Genomic DNA, 17575 nt, shown 5'->3' with positions numbered 1-17575 from the left:
AGAAGGAATTCAACAATGAACCGTTTTCAAGGAAAGACCGTCATTGTCACCGGCGCCGGCTCCGGAATTGGCCGCGCCACCGCCGTGAGACTCGCCGACGAAGGCGCGAGGGTCGTGGCCACGGACATCGTGGCCGAGCGGCTCGACGAGGTGAAGGCGTCGCTCCCGGAGTCGGACGTGAGGACCGTGGCCGGCGACGTCGCCGAGAGCCGCACGATCGACGCCGTCATTGCCGCGTGCGACGGCGAGCTCCACGGAGCGGCCAACGTCGCCGGAATCATGGACGGCTTCCTGCCTCTGGGCGAGGTCGACGACGACACCTGGGACCGCGTGCTGCGCGTCAACGTCACGGCCCCCATGCGGCTGACCCGCGCTGCGCTCCCGCTCCTCGTCGCGGGCGGGGGCGGCTCGATCGTCAATGTCGCCTCGGAGGCCGGGCTGCGCGGGTCGGCCGCGGGCGCCGCCTACACCGCCTCGAAGCACGCAGTCATCGGGCTCACAAAGAACACGGCCTTCATGTACGGGCCCCAAGGCGTCAGGGCCAACGCCGTGGCGCCGGGCGCGGTGGCCACCAACATCGAGGCCACGGTCCGCAGCGACTTCGCGGCCGGCCGTGTCTTCCCCCTCATGCAGGCCATCGGCTCCCCCGTGGCGGAGGCCGAGCGGCTCGCCGCAGCCATCGCCTGGCTGCTGAGCGACGACTCCCTCAACGTCAACGGCGCCATCCTGCCCAGCGACGGAGGCTGGTCCGTCGCATGAACAGCTTCCCGCCCGGCTTCCTCTGGGGAGCCTCCACCGCCCCGCATCAGATCGAGGGCAACAACCTCAACAGCGACTGGTGGGTCCAGGAGCAGACCGTCCCCGGGATGGAGCCCAGCGGCGACGCGATCGACAGCTACCACCGCTACCGGGAGGACATGACGCTCCTCGCCGACGCGGGCCTGAACTCGTACCGCTTCGGCATCGAGTGGGCCCGCATCGAGCCGCTCCCCGGTCGGTTCTCCCGCGCCGAGCTGGCCCACTACCGCCGGATGATCGAGACGGCCTTCGAACTCGGCCTCACCCCGGTCGTGACGCTCCATCACTTCACGACTCCCCGCTGGTTCGCGGAGGAGGGCGGCTGGCTCGGCGAGCGGGCCGTCGAGCGCTTCGCCGCCTACGCCGCCGAGGCCACCTCCATCCTGGGCGGCGTGGAATGGGTCGCGACGATGAACGAGCCGAACATGCTCGCCATGATGACCACGATGCGTCGCATGATGACCGCCGCGCCCCAGGCGACGGAAGAGCAGGCGCAGGAACAGTGGCAGAGCCCGACCGTGGACCAGGACCCCAGGCCGCAGCTCCCGCCCCCGGACCCCGAGATCGGCGCGCGGCTCGTCGACGCGCACCACGCCGCCCGCGAGATCGTCCGAGCGCGGACGGATGCGAAGGTCGGCTGGACCGTGGCGAACCGCGCCTTCGTGGCCCGCCCCGGAGCGGAGGCGAAGAAGCGCGAACTCGAATACGTCTGGGAGGACCTTTACCTCCAAGGCTCGATCCGCGACGACTTCGTGGGCGTCCAGTCGTACTCGAGCCAGTGGGTGAGCGAGGCGGGCATCGAGCCCCATCCGCAGAGCCCGGACAACACGCTCGTCGGCACCGCCTATCGCCCGGACGCGATCGGCATCGCCCTCCGGCACACGGCCGAGGTCACCGGCGGCCTCCCGATCCTCATCACCGAGAACGGCATCGCCACCAGCGATGATGCCCGCCGGATCACCTACACGGACGAGGCCCTCCGGCACGTCTCGGAGGCGGTCGACGACGGCATCGACGTCCGCGGCTACCTGCACTGGAGCCTTCTGGACAACTACGAGTGGGGCCACTGGGAGCCGACCTTCGGGCTCATCAGCGTGGACCGCGACACGTTCGCCCGCACCCCCAAGCCGAGCCTCGCCTGGCTCGGTTCCGTCGCCCGCGCCGGCGATCTGACCGCCGTCGGGCATTAGCAGGAGACCTCAATGCTGAAGCCTCTCACCACCCCCACCCGCGACCTGCTCAGCCTGGACGGGCTGTGGGCCTTCGCCCTCGACACCAAGGTCGGGCCGGAGCCGTGGAAGTCTCGGCTCGACACCCACCTCGAGGCCGCCGTCCCGGCCAGCTACAACGACCTGTTCGCGGACCAGGAGATCCACGACCACGTGGGCCTGGTCTGGTATCAGCGCACCGTCCGGGTGCCGCGCGGCTGGGCCGGCGAGCGGGTCGTCCTCCGCTTCGACGCCGCCACGCACGCGGCCGCGGTCTACGTCGACGACACCTTGGTCATCAAGCACGACGGCGGCTACACGCCATTCGAGGCGGACCTCACCGACGTCGTGGTCGCCGGGGAGGCGTTCCGGCTCACTGTCGCGGTCGACAACCGGCTCACGAACGTCACGATCCCGCCCGGGAAGTTGACCGTCGGACCCGACGGGAAGGAGCGCCAGAGCTACTTCCACGACTTCTACAACTACGCCGGCCTGGCCCGCTCAGTGTGGCTCTACAGCACCCCCGTCACTCACCTGACGGACGTGACGGTGACCACGGAGCTCGACGGCGGGACCGCGCTGGTGAGCTACCGGCTGGCAACGAGCGAGCCGGCTCCGGCGAGCGTGCAGCTCGTCGACGAATCGGGAATCACCGTCGCGTCCGGCGAAGGGCACGCGGGCACACTCCGCGTCGAGGACCCCGTGCTGTGGCGGCCGGGCGCGGCCTACTTGTACCGGCTGGAGATCGAGATCCATGACGGGGCTCGTCCCGTGGACGTCTACGAGCTTCCGGTGGGAATCCGAACGGTTGCGGTCGAAGGAGACCAGTTCCTCATCAACGGCGAGCCGTTCTATTTCACCGGGTTCGGCAAGCACGAGGACTCCGCCATCCGGGGCAAGGGCCACGACAACGCGTACCTCGTCCACGATTTCCGCCTCTTGGACTGGACCGGCGCGAATTCCTTCCGCACCTCGCATTACCCCTACGCCGAGGAAGTGCTCGAGTTCGCCGATCGCCACGGCATCGTCGTGATCGACGAGACGGCCGCCGTCGGACTCAACCTCGCCGTCGAAGCCGGGCTCACCGGCCAACCGCCAAGGCCCACCTTCTCCTCCGAGACCATCAACGACCAGACCCAGGCCGCGCACGCCCAGCACCTGCGCGAGCTCATCGAGAGGGACAAGAACCATCCCAGCGTGGTGATGTGGTGCGTCGCAAACGAGCCCTCGACCAACGAAGACGGAGCCAGGGAGTACTTCGAACCGCTCATCAGCCTCACCCGGGAACTCGATCCCACGCGTCCCGTCACGATGACAACCGTCATCTTCGCCACCTGCGAGACCGACCGCACCGCCGACCTCATCGACGTCATCTCGCTCAACCGCTACTACGGCTGGTACGTGGCCACGGGCGACCTCGAGACGGCGGAGAAGCTCCTCGAGGCGGACCTCCGCGGGTGGGCCGCGAAATACGGCAAGCCGATCATGATGAGCGAATATGGCGCCGACACCATCGCCGGGCTGCATTCGGTGACGAGCACCCCGTGGACCGAAGAATTCCAAGCTGATTTCCTCGCGATGAACCACCGCGTCTTCGACCGCATTCCGTCGTTCGTCGGCGAACAGGTGTGGAATTTCGCCGATTTCGGCACCGGCGCCGCAATCCACCGTGTGGACGGCAACAAGAAGGGCGTCTTCACCCGGGACCGCAAGCCCAAAGCAGCCGCCTTCGCTCTCCGCGAGCGCTGGAAAGACCTCCGCGGACGCAAACCCGTAACCCAAGAAATCAGCAGACAAGAGATCAGCCGACAAAGGAGTCATGATGTCGCAGCCCAACACTGAAGCCGAACTGCAGGCGGAGCCGGCATCCGGCGCTGGGTCGGCCACCGCCGTCGCCCCTGCCATCGAGGCACCCCCGCTCCAGAAGGCGAGTGCGAGCTATCTGACCCTCATGTCGCTCGCGAATTTCGGCGTCTCGATGGCCTTCATCGTCCCCCTTGCCTATTCGCTGTCCGTGCGCATTTCCCAGCTCGCTCCGGGCCACGAGGAGGTCCTCGGCTACGTCGCCGGAACCGCGCAGTTCGTTTCCATCGCCGCGAGCCCCCTCATCGGCGTCTGGAGCGACCGCTTCCGCTCGCGCCTCGGACGCCGCACCCCCTTCATGTTCGGCGGCGCGCTCCTTGGGCTCATCGGCCTCCTGGTCATCGCCCTCGCACCGACGGTCGTCGTGGTCGGCGCCGGCTGGGTCCTCGGCCTCTCCGGCTGGTCCGCCGCCGGCCAGGCCATCCTGAACCTCCAGGCCGATCGGATCCCGGAGGAGCAGCGCGGCAAGATCTCAGCCCTCAGCGGGCTTTCGGCCCAGATCGCGCCCGTCTTGGGCATCGGCATCGCCTACGCGGTGTCCTCGAGCACCCTGCTGGTGTTCATGGTCCCGGCGCTCGTGGGGCTCGTGTTCCTCGTGCTGTTCCCGCTGTTCAAGCGAGAGGGCAGCTCGGTCGGGCTTGTCCACAACAGCGCGGTGAGCGTCAAGGCGCTTCTGGAGAGCTACGTCTTCAGCCCACGGAAGCACCCGGACTTCGCGTGGAACTGGCTCGGACGGTTCATCTTCTTCATGGGCCTGTACTTCAACACCACGTTCGGCACCTTCTTCTACGCCCAACGCCTCGGGCTTCCGGTCAAGGAGGTGGCCGGCACCGTCGCGATCATCGGAATGCTCGGCGTCCTCTCTGCGAGCGCCGGCGCGCTCATCGGCGGATTCCTGTCCGACCGGCTGCGTCGCCGCAAGCTGTTCACGTTCATCGGCGCCCTGCTGTTCGTGGGCGGCGGCATCACCGAGGCCTTCGCGCACTCCTTCGTCACCCTCGTGATCGGCGCGCTCCTCATGCAGGCTGCCATCGCCCTCTTCGGCGCGGTCGACGGGGCCATCGTGTTCGCCGTCCTGCCCGACCGTGCTCAGGCGGGCCGCTACCTCGCCGTCGTTGGGTTCTCGCAGCGGATCCCCAGCGCCATCGCCCCGCTCATCGCGCCGCTCATCATCGTCCTCGGAGCGAATGGGGCCGAGAAGAACTACACCGCTCTCTACCTCGCGGGCGCCGCCCTCGCACTGATCGGAAGCCTGTGCATCGTCTTGAAGGTCAAGTCCGTCCGATGATCGCCGCCAAATGGATCTCGCCCGCCGAGTCCGACGACGATGCGAACCGGGAGGACCGGGGCGCCTACATCCTCCGCAAGTCCTTCAACCTTCCGGCAGCGCCCCGCGCGGCCACGCTCACCGCCACCGCCTTGGGCGTCTACGAGGTATTCATCAACGGCATCCGCGTGGGCGACATCGAGCTCGCCCCGGGCTCGACGAGCTACGACGAGACGCTGTACGCCCAGCAGTACGACGTCGCAGCGCACCTTACGCCTGGCCCGAACCGGATCGACATCGTCCTCTCCGATGGCTGGTTCCGCGGCCGGAACAGCGGCGCGCAGCGTCGCAACGTCTGGGGAACGACGACGGCGGCCCTGGCTCAGCTGGAGATCGACCTCGGGTCGGGGGCCGGGATGACCGTGGGCACCGGGGGTGACTGGCTCACCTTTCCGAGCCAGATTGTGAGGGCCGACCTCATGGGCGGCCAGACCACCGACTTCCGCGTCGATCCCGATCCGTCGGACCCGGCGCCGGTCCGTGTGGGGGTTGTCGCCCCACCTGCCCCGTCGTGGTCGCCTAGCCCGCCCGTGCGCCGGGTCGAGGAGCGGCGTCCGGTTTCGCTGCGGCGGCTTCGGGCCGGGGTTTCGATCCTCGATGCGGGCCAGAACCTCTCCGGCTGGGTGAGGCTGAGCGACGTTGGGCCGTGCGGGTCGGAGACGGTGCTCGAATTCGGGGAGCATCTGGACCGCGACGGCGACCTCACCACGACTCATCTCGACATGGCGACGCCCCAGAACGGAATCCGCCAGTTCCACCAGACGGACGTCGTCATCGCGGGCGACGGGCCGGACGTCTTCGAACCACGGCACACCGTCCACGGCTTCCGGTACGTGCGGATCACGCACCCAGGTCGCGAGCTCGTTCCCAGCAGCTTGACCGTCGTGGTCGTTCATTCGGATCTCGACCGGCGCGGATGGTTCCGCTGCAGCTCACGCGACCTCGAGCGCCTGCACGAGGCGGCAGTGTGGAGCTTCCGGGGCAACGTCGTCGATGTCCCCACTGACTGCCCCACCCGGGAACGCTCGGGGTGGACCGGGGATTATCAGATCTTCGCGCCGGTCGCGGCCATGCTGTACGACGTCGAGGGGTTCTCAAGGAAATGGCTGCAGTCCGTCCGCGACGACCAGTGCGACGACGGCCTCCCCGCCGCCTTCTCCCCCGATTCGGCCCGCTTGAAGGCGCATCCCGACAATCCGACCCGGGCGATGGGAGGGTCGGCGGGCTGGGGCGACGCTACGGTCCTCGTGCCCTGGGCGATCTACGAGTCGTACGGGAATCCGCAGATCTTGGCCGAGAACTGGGAGTCGATGGTCCGGTGGGTCGACTATGCGCTCCACCTCGCCGCGACGCTCCGCCACCCTGCGCGGGTCTCGCGGTCCGAGGTGCCGCTCCCCCACGAGCGGTACATCTGGGACGGCCCGTTCCACTACGGGGAGTGGTGCGAGCCCAAGCGCCGGCGTGCGGACGGCTCCCTCATCGACCCTTTGGCCGAGAACCCGTACGCCTACATGAGTGTCGACCGCGGCGAAGTGGGGACGGCCTACCTCTACCGTTCCTCCTTGACCCTCAGCCGCATCGCGGGCATCCTCGGCCGCGAGGAAGCCTCGCGGAAGTATGGCCGGATCGCGGCCGCCGTGAAGGACGCCTGGCAGGAGGAGTTCCTCACGCGCGAGGGCCGCACGGGCGAGGACACGCAAGGCGCCTACGTCCGCGCCTTGGCCTTCGGTCTCGTCCCCGAGTCGCTTCGTGAGGCGGCCTTGGACCGACTGGTCGAGCTGATCCACGAGGCCGACGACCGCGTTGGAACGGGCTTCCTCTCTAGCGGGGCGCTGCTTCCGATCCTCGCAGAGAACGGGCGTGCCGACCTCGCCTTCCGGCTGCTCTTCCGTCGGGGGACGCCCTCGTGGCTGGGCATGCTGGATCGCGGCGCGACGACCATCTGGGAGGACTGGGAAGGCGTCGAAGAGGACGGGACAGCCCACGCCTCGCTCAACCACTACAGCAAGGGCGCCGTGATCCGTTTCCTCCACGAATACCTCGTAGGGCTGCGCCAAGCGCCCGGTTCGGTCGGATGGGAGCGCTTCGAGGTGAAGCCCTTCCCCGGCGGAGACGTGACCTCCGCCAGCTTCCGTTTCGTCTCGCCTCGCGGGGAGATCGAGGTCTCGTGGTCGTTCGTGGACGACGAGTTCCATCTCGACCTCACCGTCCCGCCCGGAAGCGGTGCCGCGGTCGCCCTGCCCGATGGAACCACTGCCGCCTACGGGCCCGGACTCCACCGGGCGCGTTGCCTACATGCCTCTGAGACTGTTAGGGGCAAAGTGGCGGTTAGCCCGTAACCGATTCATGGGAGAGGCGCGCGCTCTTGCCACAAGACATAGACAGGCGTAAATATTGACGAGTGTCTATGAATCTCGAGCTGACCCCGATCCAGGCGGTCGCGTGCTGTTCGCCGCTTGCGCGCGAGCCGATCTCCGAGGAGGTGGCCGAGCAGGTTTCGATCGTGCTCAAGGCCTTGGGGGATCCGGTGCGGTTGCGCTTGATGTCCTTGGTCGCCTCGCACGAGGGCGGGGAGGCGTGCGTGTGCGATCTGAACGACGCCTTCGACCTCTCGCAGCCCACGATCAGCCATCACCTGAAGATCCTGCATGAAGCAGGGCTCCTCGAGCGGGAGAAGCGGGGCGTCTGGGCGTACTACCGAGCTCGGACCGAGTCGCTGGAGAACCTGGCGTCCGTGATCGGCGGGACGGCCAGGTGAACCTCCTCGCTCGGCGTGCCGCCGCCGAGGCGACAGGCACGGCGTTCCTGGTGATCGCCGTCGTCGGCTCTGGAATCATGGCCTCCCGGCTTTCCCCCGACACCGGCCTCGCGCTGCTGGAGAACAGCATCGCCACGGGTGCTGCGCTCGTGGCGCTCATCGTCGCGCTTCAGCCGGTGTCGGCCTCGTTCAATCCTGTCGTGACCCTCGTGGAGAAGGCTTTGGGGATCCTCGACTGGCCCACCGCTGCCGCGCTCATCCTGGCCCAGTGTCTCGGCGGCCTCGCCGGCACGGTGGTGGCGAACCTGATGTTCGGGCTCGACGCGGTGGCGCTCTCGTCGCACGTCCGTTCGGGGCCCGGGCTGTGGCTGGGCGAGGTCGTGGCGACGGTCGGCCTGTTGCTCGTGGTGTTCGGCGTCATTCGCTCGGGCCGCGCGGACCGGGTTGCCTTCGCCGTCGGCGGGTACATCGCCGCGGCCTATTGGTTCACGAGTTCGACCAGCTTCGCCAACCCTGCCGTCACCTTCGCTCGGACCATTACCGACACCTTCGCGGGGATCGCTCCGGTCTCCGCCCCGGCGTTCGTCCTCGCCCAGCTCGTCGGCGGCGCGCTCGGGTTCCTCCTGGTCCGTCTCCTGTATCCGTCCGCAACGGGTACCGCCTCCGTCGAGGCCGAACAGAAAGTCATCTCATGAGCTCAGATGCTGCAGCCAGCCGGCCCTCCGTTCTTTTCGTCTGCGTCCACAATGCGGGCCGCTCCCAGATGGCCGCCGCGTATCTCAACCGTCTCTCGGGGGGTCGCATCGAGGTCAGGTCCGCTGGCTCTGAGCCCGCGGAGAGAGTCAACCCCGCCGCGGTCGAAGCGATGCTCGAGGAGGGCATCGACATCCGCACCGAAAGCCCCAAGATTCTCACGACGCAGGCGGTCAAGGATTCCGACATCGTCATCACCATGGGCTGCGGCGACACCTGCCCGATCTTCCCCGGAAAGCGCTACGAGGACTGGGAGCTCGACGACCCCGCTGGGAAGGGGGTCGATTCCGTGCGCCCGATCCGAGACGAGATCAAGGGGCGCGTCGAGAACCTCATCGCCGAGCTGCTTCCCTCAGGCACCTAAACCACGGAACAGCGGGAAAGGAGGTGGCCAGGATGGCGGGCGGAGACGACGATTGCTGCTGCGACGACAGCTGCGAATGCTGCTAAGGCACTCACGGGCGAGGATCCGGCCACGGCTGAATCCTCGCCCTGTCGAGGGCCGGGGTGCAGATGGCGAGTGTTGTCGGTCCCATGCGTTCGCTGCTGGCCAGGTCGAGGTGACACCCGCCGGGGAAAAGGCGGCGGCCGGCGCCGGTCGCAGTCGGGAAGACCCGCAGGCGGTATTCGTCGACCACCCCTGAGCTGACAAACTGATCGACGAGAGTCCCGCTGCCGATAATGACGACGTCGCGATGGTCAGATTCTTGGCGAGCCCACTCAACGACATCGCCGCTGACGGCTCGAGAATTCTGCCACCGGCCGAGATCAACTCCCGATCGCGTGGCGACTGCCTTGTCCGCGGCGTTGAGGGCCCGCGCAAAGGGATCCTCGCGCCCCGGCCACAGCGTCGAGAAGTGTTCCCAGGTCTTCCTTCCGAACAGGAAGACCCCGGTCTGCAGAATCGGACCGTAGGCGAATTTGTCGCCGGCAATTGCCTCTCGGCCGTGGCGGAAGGCCCAGCCGCCGAAAGCGGTGCCGTCGGATCCGTCGGGATCTTCGACGACACCATCGAGGGTGATGAACTGCGCGACGATGATGCGTGCCATGGCGCTCCCTTACGTTGTGGTGGGCGGTCACCTAGGCATACGAATGGGGAGCGCCGAATTCATCGGTCTGAGGCAAGATCCTTCTCGAAAAGCCCGAACAGCTGCGGGTTCTGGTAGACGAGCACCTCCCCGATTGCCGTCCCGCCGGCATCTGCGGCGAAGAGCTGAACGGTGTGCGGCTGCGGTCCTTCATCCGTGACCAGGAAGAGGAGCAGCCCGAGCTGCCCATTGGCGGAGATCAGCTGAGTCTCCCACCGTGCGCCCCGCCAAGCGAACAGATTCGCCATGAACGCGGCGTAATTCTCCCGCCCGATGGACCATTGCGGCACTGGCGGCATCTCGAACACCACGTCTGCGGCCACGAGGGCGGCCAGAGCGTCGGCATCCGCCCGCTCGATCGCCCGCGCGTAGTCCTCCACCGCCTGGCGGCGCAACGGCGTTCGGCGAGCAGCGCCGTCGTGCACTGCAGCTCGCGCGCGCTGCAGTGCGGAGTTGACCGCGGCCACGCTCAACTCGAGAATCGCCGCCGTTTCGGCGGCGGAGTGACCGAGGACGTCGCGCAGGATGAAGACGCCGCGCTGCCGTGGCGGGAGCGCCTGGAGCACGGCCGTGACGGCGAGCCGCACGTTGTCAGAGGCCACGGCTGAGCGTTCCGGTTCGGAGTCCTCCCACCAGCTCGTGGGTGCCGGCATCAACCAGGGAACGTCCATGGCAGGGACGAGCGGGGCGCCTACGTCGAGACCGGCGGCGCTGAGGTCGCGCGGCAAGGGCCGCCGTGGGGACTCGCGGAGCCGATCGAAGCAGACGTTCCGGGCGATGCGGAAGACCCACGTCGTCAGCGACGCCACCGCCGGGTCGAAGGAGTCCCGGGCCCGCCACGCACGCTCCATCGTGTCCTGTACCGCGTCCTCAGCCTCGAAAGGCGACCCGAGAAGCTGATAGCAGAATGCCAGCAGGCGGCCGCGGAACGCGGAGAGATCATCCGGAGTGAGGGACACGAGAGGATCGTAAACCCGCGGCGTGCGCGCGCCGCGCGGTGGAACGGAAGACGGAAGCGGCCTGCTCGCCCGCCGGGCTGAGCCTGCGGTTGGCGAGGTGGGCGAGGAGGATTCTGCGGGCCGGGGACCCGGCGAGCGGAACGGCGACGACGTCTGGGCGGAGCGCGCTGAGCGCGAGGCGGGGGGCCAAGGCAATGCCGATGCCCGCTGCCACCATGCCCTGGGTCTCCTGGTAGTCATTGGCGGCGAACGCAATGCGGGGATCGAAGCCTGCGTCGCGGCAGACGCGGCGCAGAACATCAGCCACCGGATGTTCGTCGCGGACAATCCACTCCTGGTCCTGCAACGCCTCGATCCGCACAGAGCGCCGGGACGCGACCGGGTGGTCGTTGGGCACCAGGAGCAGGGTCGGGTCATCCATGAGCGGGATGAGGGTCAGGTCCTCGTCCTCGATGCGCTCCCACGGGTAGTCCCACAGCAGGGTGAGCTCGATGTCGCGCCGCCTGAGACGCTCGAGCAGTCCCGCGCGCCGTGCGCTGACAACCGTGACCGCGACTTCGGGGTGGCGCGCGCGGAACGCGAGCACGACGTCGGGCATCAGGGATGCACCGACCGTGGGGAATGTGCCCATCCGCAGCTGCCCGCGGCGGAGGCCTGCGAACTCGCCCATCTCCGCGCGGGCGGCCTCGATCGTCCTGTCGATGTCGTCCGCGTAGCGCAGCAAAGCTTGGCCCGCTTCAGTGAGCACGACGCCGCGGGGATGCCGCTCGATCAGGGCAACGCCCACCTCGTGTTCCAGCTTTGTGATCTGCTGGGAGACCGCCGAAGTGGTGAAGGTCAGGGCCGCAGCAGCGGACGTCAAGGACCCCGAGCGAGCCACCTCGCGGAGCAGATGGAGACGGTGCAGGTCGAGATCAGCCACCCCCAGAGTTTAGCAAAACTAGACGCATCTGAAGATTCCTGTGATTGTGCTGAAGCCTCGTGGCGCGGATCGTAGAAGTAACAGGCGCTGTGAGGCGCAACACTCCAAAGCATGAAGGAGACGACCGTGCGACTTCGCGGTCACTGGTACCGGGGCGGCACGAGCAAGTGCTGGCTCTTCGACGCCGACGACGTGACGCTCCACGCCACCAGCCAGGAGGAGGTGCTGATGCTGCTCGCCGATGCTTTCGGGGCGGCGGACGCACGCCAGCTCGACGGCGTTGGCGGCGGGACCTCGACGACGTCGAAGGCCGCGATCATCACCCCGACTCCCGACGGACCGGCCGACCTCGACTACCTCTTCGCGCAGGTCGGGATCGGCGACCCGACCGTCGAGCTGGGCTCCAACTGCGGCAACTGCGCCACGGCGATTGCCCTGTACGCGGTTCAGTCGGGCATCGTCGCCCCGAGCGCCGGGACAACGCGGGTCCGCATGCGCAATGTGAACACGGGGGCCGTTCTGAGCGGAACGATCTCGACGCCGGGCGGCCGCGTCCCGACGTCGGGACGCGCCACGGTTCCGGGCAGCAGCGCGCCCGGGGTCCCCGTGAGCCTCTCGTTCCACGCCCCCTGGGGCCAGACGACCGGCTCGGTCCTGCCGACGGGCAGGCCCGTTGACGAGATCGGGGCCGGACTCAAGGGGAGCATGGTCGACGCCGGCGCGCCGGCGGTGTTCCTCCCCGCGGATCAGGTGGGCATCGACCTGTCCTCGATGACCGACCCTCTCACCACGCACCTGCCTCAGCTGATCAGGGCGCGGTCTGCCGCCGCCGTCCAGATGGGAATCCGGCGGCCTGAGGATCCGCCGCAGAACGCGGTGCCGAAGGTCGGCGTCGTCGCCCCTGCTGGCGACTACATCGCCAGCGACGGCGCGAAGATCACGGCGGAGAGCCACGACGTGCGGGTGCGGATGCTCTCGATGCTCGCTCCGCACCCGGCAATTGGACTCACCTCCGCCGTCGCGGTCTCTCTCGCTTCCGCCCTTCCGGGAACGGTCGTCGCGGAAGCCGCACGCTTGGCCCCCCTCGGCAGCAGCGCATCAGGGCTGCTGCGCATCGGCACCCCCGCCGGTGTCATCACCGCCGAAGTCACCACAGATGCCTCCGGCAAAGTCAGCGAAGTCGCCCTGCACCGGGCGGCGCGCCAGCTCGCCGTCGCCGACATCGACGTCGCACAACCTGTGGCCCAGACGGCATAGCCCAAACCGCCCGGCCCCTGCGATCATGGATCGGGGCCCGTCAAGGAAGTTTTTTCAATGAAGATCAAATCAATCCTGGGACACCTGTACGTTCAGGTCCTCATCGGCGTAGGGCTCGGCATTCTGGTCGGCGCCTTCTGGCCCGACCTCGGCTCCTCGCTCCAGCCCCTCGGCGACGGCTTCGTCAAACTCGTGAAGTTCCTGATCGCGCCGATCGTCTTCTGCACGATCGTCAGCGGCATCACCTCGCTCACTGACACCAAGAAGGTCGGGCCGACCCTGGTCCGCTCCCTCGGCCTCTTCTACACGCTGACCGCCTTGGCCCTCGCGCTGGGCCTCGGCGCCGTCCTGCTCTTCCAGCCCGGAGCCGGGATGCACATCGATCCCGCCCACCTCAATGCGTCAGTGGCTTCGAAGTACACGAGCCAGCTGCCGAGCAGCAATCCTTCGGACTTCCTGCTGAGCATCGTCCCGAGCACCTTCGTCGGCGCGTTCTCGAACGGCGAGGTCCTCCCCGTACTCCTGATCGCCCTGCTGTGCGGCTTCGCGTTCACCAAGCTCGGCGCACCCGGGAGGCTCGCGCTGGATGTGGTCAACAGCTTCAACCGGCTGCTGTTCGTGGTCTTCGGCTACATCATGAAGGTCGCGCCCATCGGGGCGTTCGGTGCCATGGCCTACACCGTGGGCAAGTACGGGGCCCATTCGATCGGCAACCTCGGGATGCTGATCCTCGCCTTCTACGCAGCCTGCATCGCGTTCGTCGTCATCGGCCTGGGCATCCTCGCCAAGATCACCGGCTTCAGCCTGTGGCAGCTCCTGCGCTACTTCAAGGACGAATTCCTGATCGTCCTCGCCACCTCCTCGAGCGAACCCGTCCTGCCTCGCCTGCTCTCCAAGCTCGAGCGGATCGGCTGCGAGCGCGGTGTCGTCGGACTCGTCGTCCCCACCGGCTACTCGTTCAACCTCACCGGCACGGCGGTCTACCTCACGCTCGCCTCGATGTTCATCGCCCAGGCGTGCGACATCCACCTCAGCTGGGACCAGATCCTCCTCATGCTCGGCATGATGCTCCTGACCTCCAAGGGGGCCGCGGGTGTCACGGGCAGCGGCTTCGTCGCCCTGGTGGCCACGCTCACCGTGATGCCCACGCTTCCGGTGGCCGGTGTGGCCCTGATCGTCGGCATCGACCGGTTCATGAGCGAAGCCCGCGCCCTGACCAGCACGGTCTGCAACATCGTCTCCTGCGTTGCCATTGCCAAGTGGCAGCGGGCGCTCGACACAGAGAAGCTCCACGCCGAACTGAAGGCGGGCTTCACCCCCGTCGAGGTCGAGAAGGTCCAGCTGCCTGAACCGGCTCTGGTTCACTAGCCCACAGCTCATCGAGACCGCGCCGAGTCATCCAGCCTCCTGCACACCCCATCGCAACAGGTAGCCCGAAGGCCGGGCGCAGGACTGAACCGGTGCACCCGAGGCGGGACGCAGCAATCTGCGTCCCGCCTCGACCCTTGTTCACCAAGTCATCCGGCTTGTCGCTGCCCGAAGGCCTCGAGCGCGGCAGCGGCCGAGGCGACGTCGTTGTCGTGGGCCTTCGCATCGGCCACAACCTTCTCCGCCTCCGCAAGGATCAAGCGGTGTTCGAGCAGGGCGTCGGCCAGATACTCTCGCGCGGTGCCGATCCGCTGGCTCCGCCGTCGCTCCTCATGCTCGAGGAACATCTCCGCAGCCCGGACGTGGACCTCGGCACGGTTCTTTGTCGCCGTGAACTCGTGTTCGGCGACGGCGACCCGCCGGGCGTACGCGTCCTCGGCAGCGTTCCTCGCCTCGATGAGCCGGAACCGCTCGCCTTGGTCGAGCTGGCTCGCCGGCTGCTCTTCCGTCGTCGTCTCGCGAGTCGGCACCTCGCCGGCCAGCTCAACCACCGGAGTTACGGACGACGGCGGCCCCTCCAGCTTCCTTTTGCCCGGCACGAGTGCGGCCAGACTCAGGAGTCCCATCGTGCTGGCGCTGGCCGCCCAGATGATGTCGTTCACATTCATGTTCCTCACCCGCTTGTCGAGCAAATTCGCGGTGTCCTTACACAAAAAACTGTCCCAAGTCGCCGTACTCACTCACCACACTTGCCGGTACTCGACTTTCTGCGGGCTCGGAGATCCGTCTACGGAGGCCGTATCCGTTGGGCTCTAAACTCTCGCGCATGGGGAACACCGACCCGGACCGGGTCAGGGCTGAGGTGCCGAGACAGGAAGTCATCGGCGGCGCGTACTGCAGCTACAAGGTCAGTGCGAGCCCACCGTGGATCCGTCTGGTGATCACTCCGGAACAACTCGAGTTCGAGGCCCGCGGGCCGGCACGTCTCTTCGCGCGGGGCCCCTGGGTGATTCCGCGCGAGCAGGTCAAGCAGGTCTTCGCTAAGAGGCGAACGCTCAACTTCCCGCCGCTCTTCTGGGACGTCGAGATCGTCACTACGGATCCGAGCCTGTGGTGGACGTTCTGGTCGCCCCGGCGGCCCGAAGCGCTCCTCCTTTCCTGGAGGAGTGCGGCTACGCGGTGGACTGGACTCCGCACAATTGGGCTGGACTTCCCATCGAGTGACGCACACAGCAGACTGACACCACGAGGCACCTGAGCGCTTGTCGTTGAAAGGACAGTCGATGTTCGACCTCTTGGCCTACCTTCCGATTCTGCTGACGATCTTGGGCGTAGTGGTCGCCATCGCCGTCATCAGGCTGCTCATCAAATTGATGTGGAAGGTGGCAGAACCGAACGAGGCGCTGATCATTTCTGGCCTGACCCGGGGAAGCGCAGACACCAGGGACGGCATGGACTTCAAAATCGTCACGGGGAAGGGCGCCTTGGTGGTTCCCGGGCTCCAGACGGTCAGGACGCTCTCCCTGACGCTGAATGAAACAGAGCTCCAGGTCAATTGCGTGACCTCGCAGGGCATTCAGGTGATCGTGGAGGGCGTCGTGATCTACAAGATCGGCGACGCTGCTCCCTTCATCGCGAATGCCGCGCGTAGGTTCCTCGGCCAGCAGCCCAAAATGCAGAGTCAGGTCTACAACGTCTTTGAAGGCCACCTCCGATCGATCATCGGCAGCATGACGATGGAAGAGATCATCCGCGAGCGGGACAAACTCGCCTCCTTGGTTCGCAGTGCGAGCGGCACGGAAATGGAAAAGCTCGGCCTCGTGGTTGATTCCCTTCAGATCAAGGATCTGCAGGATCCCACGGGGTACATCCAAAACCTCGCGAAGCCGCACATCGCCCAGGTGATGATGGAAGCTCGGATCGCCGAGGCCACGAGGAACCGTGAAGCTGCGGAAAAGGAAGCAGAGGCCGCGGCGCAGATTGCCGATGCCCAGAGCCTTTCCGCCATCAGGCAGTCCGCGGCCCAGGCCAATGCGGAGACGGCGAGGGCGAACGCCGCTCAGGCAGGCCCGTTGGCCGAGGCCACGGCGCGTCAGAAGGTGGTGGTCCAGGAAACCGAGGTGGCGAAGCTCGAGGCTGACCGCGAGGAGCAGAAGCTGCAGACCTCGATTCGCAAGCCGGCCGATGCCAAGGCCTATGCCCTCCGCACCGAGGCGGAAGCCCAGAAGGCGGCCGACATCAGCGCCTCCGAGGCAAGGGCCCGCCGCACCGAGCTCGAGGCCCAGGCGAATGCCCGCAAGGTGGAGGTCGAGGCCCAAGCCAATGCGACTGCAGCGGCTGCCATAGCGGGGGCCACGAAGATCACCGGCGAAGCCGAAGCAGCCGCCACGCGGGCGCGCGGGGACGCGGCAGCCTCGGCCATCAAGGCAAAGTCTCTGGCCGAGGCGGACGGCATCAAGGCCCGGGCCGAAGCGCTCGGGACCAACCAGGAAGCAGTGATCTCACAGCAGCTCGCGGAGAACATGCCTGCGATCGTTTCTGCGGCCGCCGAGCCCTTTGCCCACGTTGATCAATTGACCGTCCTGAATGGTGGCGAGGGCCTCAACAGCATGGTCGGCGGAATTCTGGCCCAAGTGGGCAATTTCCTGCCGTCGATTACCGGGGCGCTCAAGAACGGCAAAGCGTCCCGTCCTAACAAAGACGCCTAGCGAAGCCGATGCACAAGGACGTTGACCGAAGCCTCACTGGCAAGATCGGACGGGTGACAGGACGGATCGGGCCCGGCACCGTCGGGGAGGTCATGCTGCCGTTCCAGGGCGGCACGAGCGCTTTCCATGCCCACCCCTTCGACAAAACCAGCGTGTTCGAGGTGGGTGACAAGGTGCTGGTCATCTACTACGAGCCGCCGCAGACGGTCTATGTCGAGGAGTTGCCGGACGTGCTGAGGGAGGCCTGAGCGCGCGGACTCAGTGGTGCCTGCCGCCCTCGCTACTGGCACTTCCCGGCGTGGGCGTTGCACCACTGCTGGTACTGGGCCACGTACGTCTGGTGCTCGGCGTAGGTCTTGGCGAACTTCGTCTCCCCCGTGTCCAGGTTCACCGTGACCCAGAACAGGTAGTCGTTCGCCGTCGGGTGCGCCGCGGCCGCCACGGCCTTCGCCCCCGGCGAGCCGATCGGACCCGGCGGCAGCCCCTGATGCACGTACGTGTTGTACGCGTTGTTCCCATCCTGCTTCTGCGCATCCGTCAGCTGCACCGTCTTCGTCCCCAGCCCG

18 protein-coding genes are annotated in these 17575 nt (G+C 67.2%); 13 read left to right on the top strand and 5 right to left on the bottom strand.

Annotated elements, in window-relative coordinates; all coding sequences use genetic code 11:
• Positions 1–15: 15 nt before the first annotated feature.
• The 8 genes from E5679_RS09765 to E5679_RS09730 all read left to right on the top strand — a co-directional run bounded on the left by E5679_RS09765 (position 16) and on the right by E5679_RS09730 (position 9071).
• Positions 16–759: an SDR family NAD(P)-dependent oxidoreductase gene (locus E5679_RS09765; protein ID WP_138415280.1), complete on the top strand. Its 744-nt coding sequence runs from the start codon at positions 16–18 to the stop codon at positions 757–759.
• The gene (locus tag E5679_RS09760) at positions 756–1988 is read left to right on the top strand and encodes a glycoside hydrolase family 1 protein (RefSeq protein WP_138415278.1); all 1233 of its coding nucleotides are present in this window, start codon (positions 756–758) and stop codon (positions 1986–1988) included. Before E5679_RS09765 ends, E5679_RS09760 begins: the two co-directional genes overlap by 4 nt.
• Before the next feature lie 12 nt (positions 1989–2000).
• Entirely contained in the window at positions 2001–3848 is a 1848-nt protein-coding gene (uidA, locus tag E5679_RS09755; RefSeq protein WP_138415276.1) for a beta-glucuronidase, read from the top strand.
• Entirely contained in the window at positions 3829–5157 is a 1329-nt protein-coding gene (locus E5679_RS09750; RefSeq protein ID WP_249336051.1) for an MFS transporter, read from the top strand. Before uidA ends, E5679_RS09750 begins: the two co-directional genes overlap by 20 nt.
• A complete protein-coding gene (locus tag E5679_RS09745) occupies positions 5154–7535 on the top strand; it encodes an alpha-L-rhamnosidase (protein ID WP_138415271.1) in 2382 nt (793 codons plus the stop codon). Before E5679_RS09750 ends, E5679_RS09745 begins: the two co-directional genes overlap by 4 nt.
• Before the next feature lie 68 nt (positions 7536–7603).
• Positions 7604–7954, top strand: a complete 351-nt coding sequence (locus E5679_RS09740) for an ArsR/SmtB family transcription factor (RefSeq protein ID WP_138415606.1) — start codon at positions 7604–7606, stop codon at positions 7952–7954.
• Positions 7951–8649 carry an aquaporin gene (locus E5679_RS09735; protein WP_138415269.1) on the top strand — a complete coding sequence of 233 codons (699 nt, stop codon included), beginning with the start codon at positions 7951–7953 and terminating at the stop codon, positions 8647–8649. Before E5679_RS09740 ends, E5679_RS09735 begins: the two co-directional genes overlap by 4 nt.
• Positions 8646–9071, top strand: a complete 426-nt coding sequence (locus E5679_RS09730) for an arsenate reductase ArsC (RefSeq protein ID WP_138415267.1) — start codon at positions 8646–8648, stop codon at positions 9069–9071. The genes E5679_RS09735 and E5679_RS09730 overlap by 4 nt, the downstream gene beginning before the upstream one ends.
• 91 nt (positions 9072–9162) lie before the next feature.
• Here the strand turns inward: E5679_RS09730 and E5679_RS09725 are convergent, their stop codons facing one another.
• Genes E5679_RS09725 through E5679_RS09715 form a run of 3 tightly spaced genes read right to left on the bottom strand, consistent with a single transcriptional unit; the run spans position 9163 to position 11676 of the window.
• Positions 9163–9756, bottom strand: a complete 594-nt coding sequence (locus E5679_RS09725) for a dihydrofolate reductase family protein (RefSeq protein ID WP_138415265.1) — start codon at positions 9754–9756, stop codon at positions 9163–9165.
• Between the two features lie 59 nt (positions 9757–9815).
• Positions 9816–10754 carry an RNA polymerase subunit sigma-70 gene (locus tag E5679_RS09720; protein ID WP_138415264.1) on the bottom strand — a complete coding sequence of 313 codons (939 nt, stop codon included), beginning with the start codon at positions 10752–10754 and terminating at the stop codon, positions 9816–9818.
• Complete coding sequence (locus E5679_RS09715; protein ID WP_138415262.1) at positions 10735–11676, bottom strand: LysR family transcriptional regulator; 942 nt, start codon at positions 11674–11676, stop codon at positions 10735–10737. The genes E5679_RS09720 and E5679_RS09715 overlap by 20 nt, the downstream gene beginning before the upstream one ends.
• A gap of 126 nt (positions 11677–11802) precedes the next feature.
• Here E5679_RS09715 and E5679_RS09710 point away from each other — a divergent pair, with 126 nt between their 5' ends.
• On the top strand, positions 11803–12933 hold the full coding sequence (locus tag E5679_RS09710) for a PrpF domain-containing protein (protein WP_138415604.1): 1131 nt from the start codon (positions 11803–11805) through the stop codon (positions 12931–12933).
• A gap of 57 nt (positions 12934–12990) precedes the next feature.
• Positions 12991–14301 (top strand): C4-dicarboxylate transporter DctA, encoded by a 1311-nt coding sequence (gene dctA, locus E5679_RS09705; RefSeq protein WP_138415260.1) that lies wholly within the window; start codon positions 12991–12993, stop codon positions 14299–14301.
• A gap of 149 nt (positions 14302–14450) precedes the next feature.
• Here dctA and E5679_RS09700 read toward each other — a convergent pair whose 3' ends face one another.
• Positions 14451–14963, bottom strand: coding sequence for a hypothetical protein (locus E5679_RS09700; RefSeq protein ID WP_138415258.1), 513 nt, complete (start codon positions 14961–14963; stop codon positions 14451–14453).
• A 164-nt stretch (positions 14964–15127) separates the two neighbouring features.
• On the opposite strand from E5679_RS09700, the gene E5679_RS09695 reads away from it, so the two are divergent.
• Genes E5679_RS09695 through E5679_RS09685 form a run of 3 tightly spaced genes read left to right on the top strand, consistent with a single transcriptional unit; the run spans position 15128 to position 17257 of the window.
• Entirely contained in the window at positions 15128–15559 is a 432-nt protein-coding gene (locus tag E5679_RS09695; protein ID WP_138415256.1) for a hypothetical protein, read from the top strand.
• Between the two features lie 25 nt (positions 15560–15584).
• Positions 15585–17009, top strand: a complete 1425-nt coding sequence (locus E5679_RS09690) for a flotillin family protein (RefSeq protein WP_138415254.1) — start codon at positions 15585–15587, stop codon at positions 17007–17009.
• Positions 17010–17017: 8 nt separating this feature from the next.
• Positions 17018–17257 (top strand): hypothetical protein, encoded by a 240-nt coding sequence (locus E5679_RS09685; RefSeq protein WP_138415252.1) that lies wholly within the window; start codon positions 17018–17020, stop codon positions 17255–17257.
• 32 nt (positions 17258–17289) lie between these two features.
• Here E5679_RS09685 and E5679_RS09680 read toward each other — a convergent pair.
• On the bottom strand, positions 17290–17575 hold a 286-nt coding region (locus tag E5679_RS09680), incomplete at its 5' end, for an endolytic transglycosylase MltG (RefSeq protein WP_138415250.1).

The sequence above is a fragment of the Sinomonas gamaensis genome (assembly GCF_005876955.1).
In the GTDB taxonomy this organism is placed as follows: Bacteria; Actinomycetota; Actinomycetes; order Actinomycetales; family Micrococcaceae; genus Sinomonas; species Sinomonas gamaensis.
This window is presented reverse-complemented; position numbering and strand designations above follow the sequence as displayed.

Excerpts from the sequence above, each read along its gene's own strand:
- E5679_RS09745 (WP_138415271.1), top strand. The coding sequence starts at position 5,154 with ATGATCGCCGCCAAATGGATCTCGCCCGCCGAGTCCGACGACGATGCG.
- E5679_RS09740 (WP_138415606.1), top strand. The coding sequence starts at position 7,604 with ATGAATCTCGAGCTGACCCCGATCCAGGCGGTCGCGTGCTGTTCGCCG.
- E5679_RS09765 (WP_138415280.1), top strand. The coding sequence starts at position 16 with ATGAACCGTTTTCAAGGAAAGACCGTCATTGTCACCGGCGCCGGCTCC.
- E5679_RS09695 (WP_138415256.1), top strand. The coding sequence starts at position 15,128 with ATGGGGAACACCGACCCGGACCGGGTCAGGGCTGAGGTGCCGAGACAG.
- uidA (WP_138415276.1), top strand. The coding sequence starts at position 2,001 with ATGCTGAAGCCTCTCACCACCCCCACCCGCGACCTGCTCAGCCTGGAC.
- E5679_RS09750 (WP_249336051.1), top strand. The coding sequence starts at position 3,829 with ATGTCGCAGCCCAACACTGAAGCCGAACTGCAGGCGGAGCCGGCATCC.
- E5679_RS09685 (WP_138415252.1), top strand. The coding sequence starts at position 17,018 with ATGCACAAGGACGTTGACCGAAGCCTCACTGGCAAGATCGGACGGGTG.
- E5679_RS09760 (WP_138415278.1), top strand. The coding sequence starts at position 756 with ATGAACAGCTTCCCGCCCGGCTTCCTCTGGGGAGCCTCCACCGCCCCG.
- E5679_RS09730 (WP_138415267.1), top strand. The coding sequence starts at position 8,646 with ATGAGCTCAGATGCTGCAGCCAGCCGGCCCTCCGTTCTTTTCGTCTGC.
- E5679_RS09690 (WP_138415254.1), top strand. The coding sequence starts at position 15,585 with ATGTTCGACCTCTTGGCCTACCTTCCGATTCTGCTGACGATCTTGGGC.
- dctA (WP_138415260.1), top strand. The coding sequence starts at position 12,991 with ATGAAGATCAAATCAATCCTGGGACACCTGTACGTTCAGGTCCTCATC.
- E5679_RS09725 (WP_138415265.1), bottom strand. The coding sequence starts at position 9,756 with ATGGCACGCATCATCGTCGCGCAGTTCATCACCCTCGATGGTGTCGTC.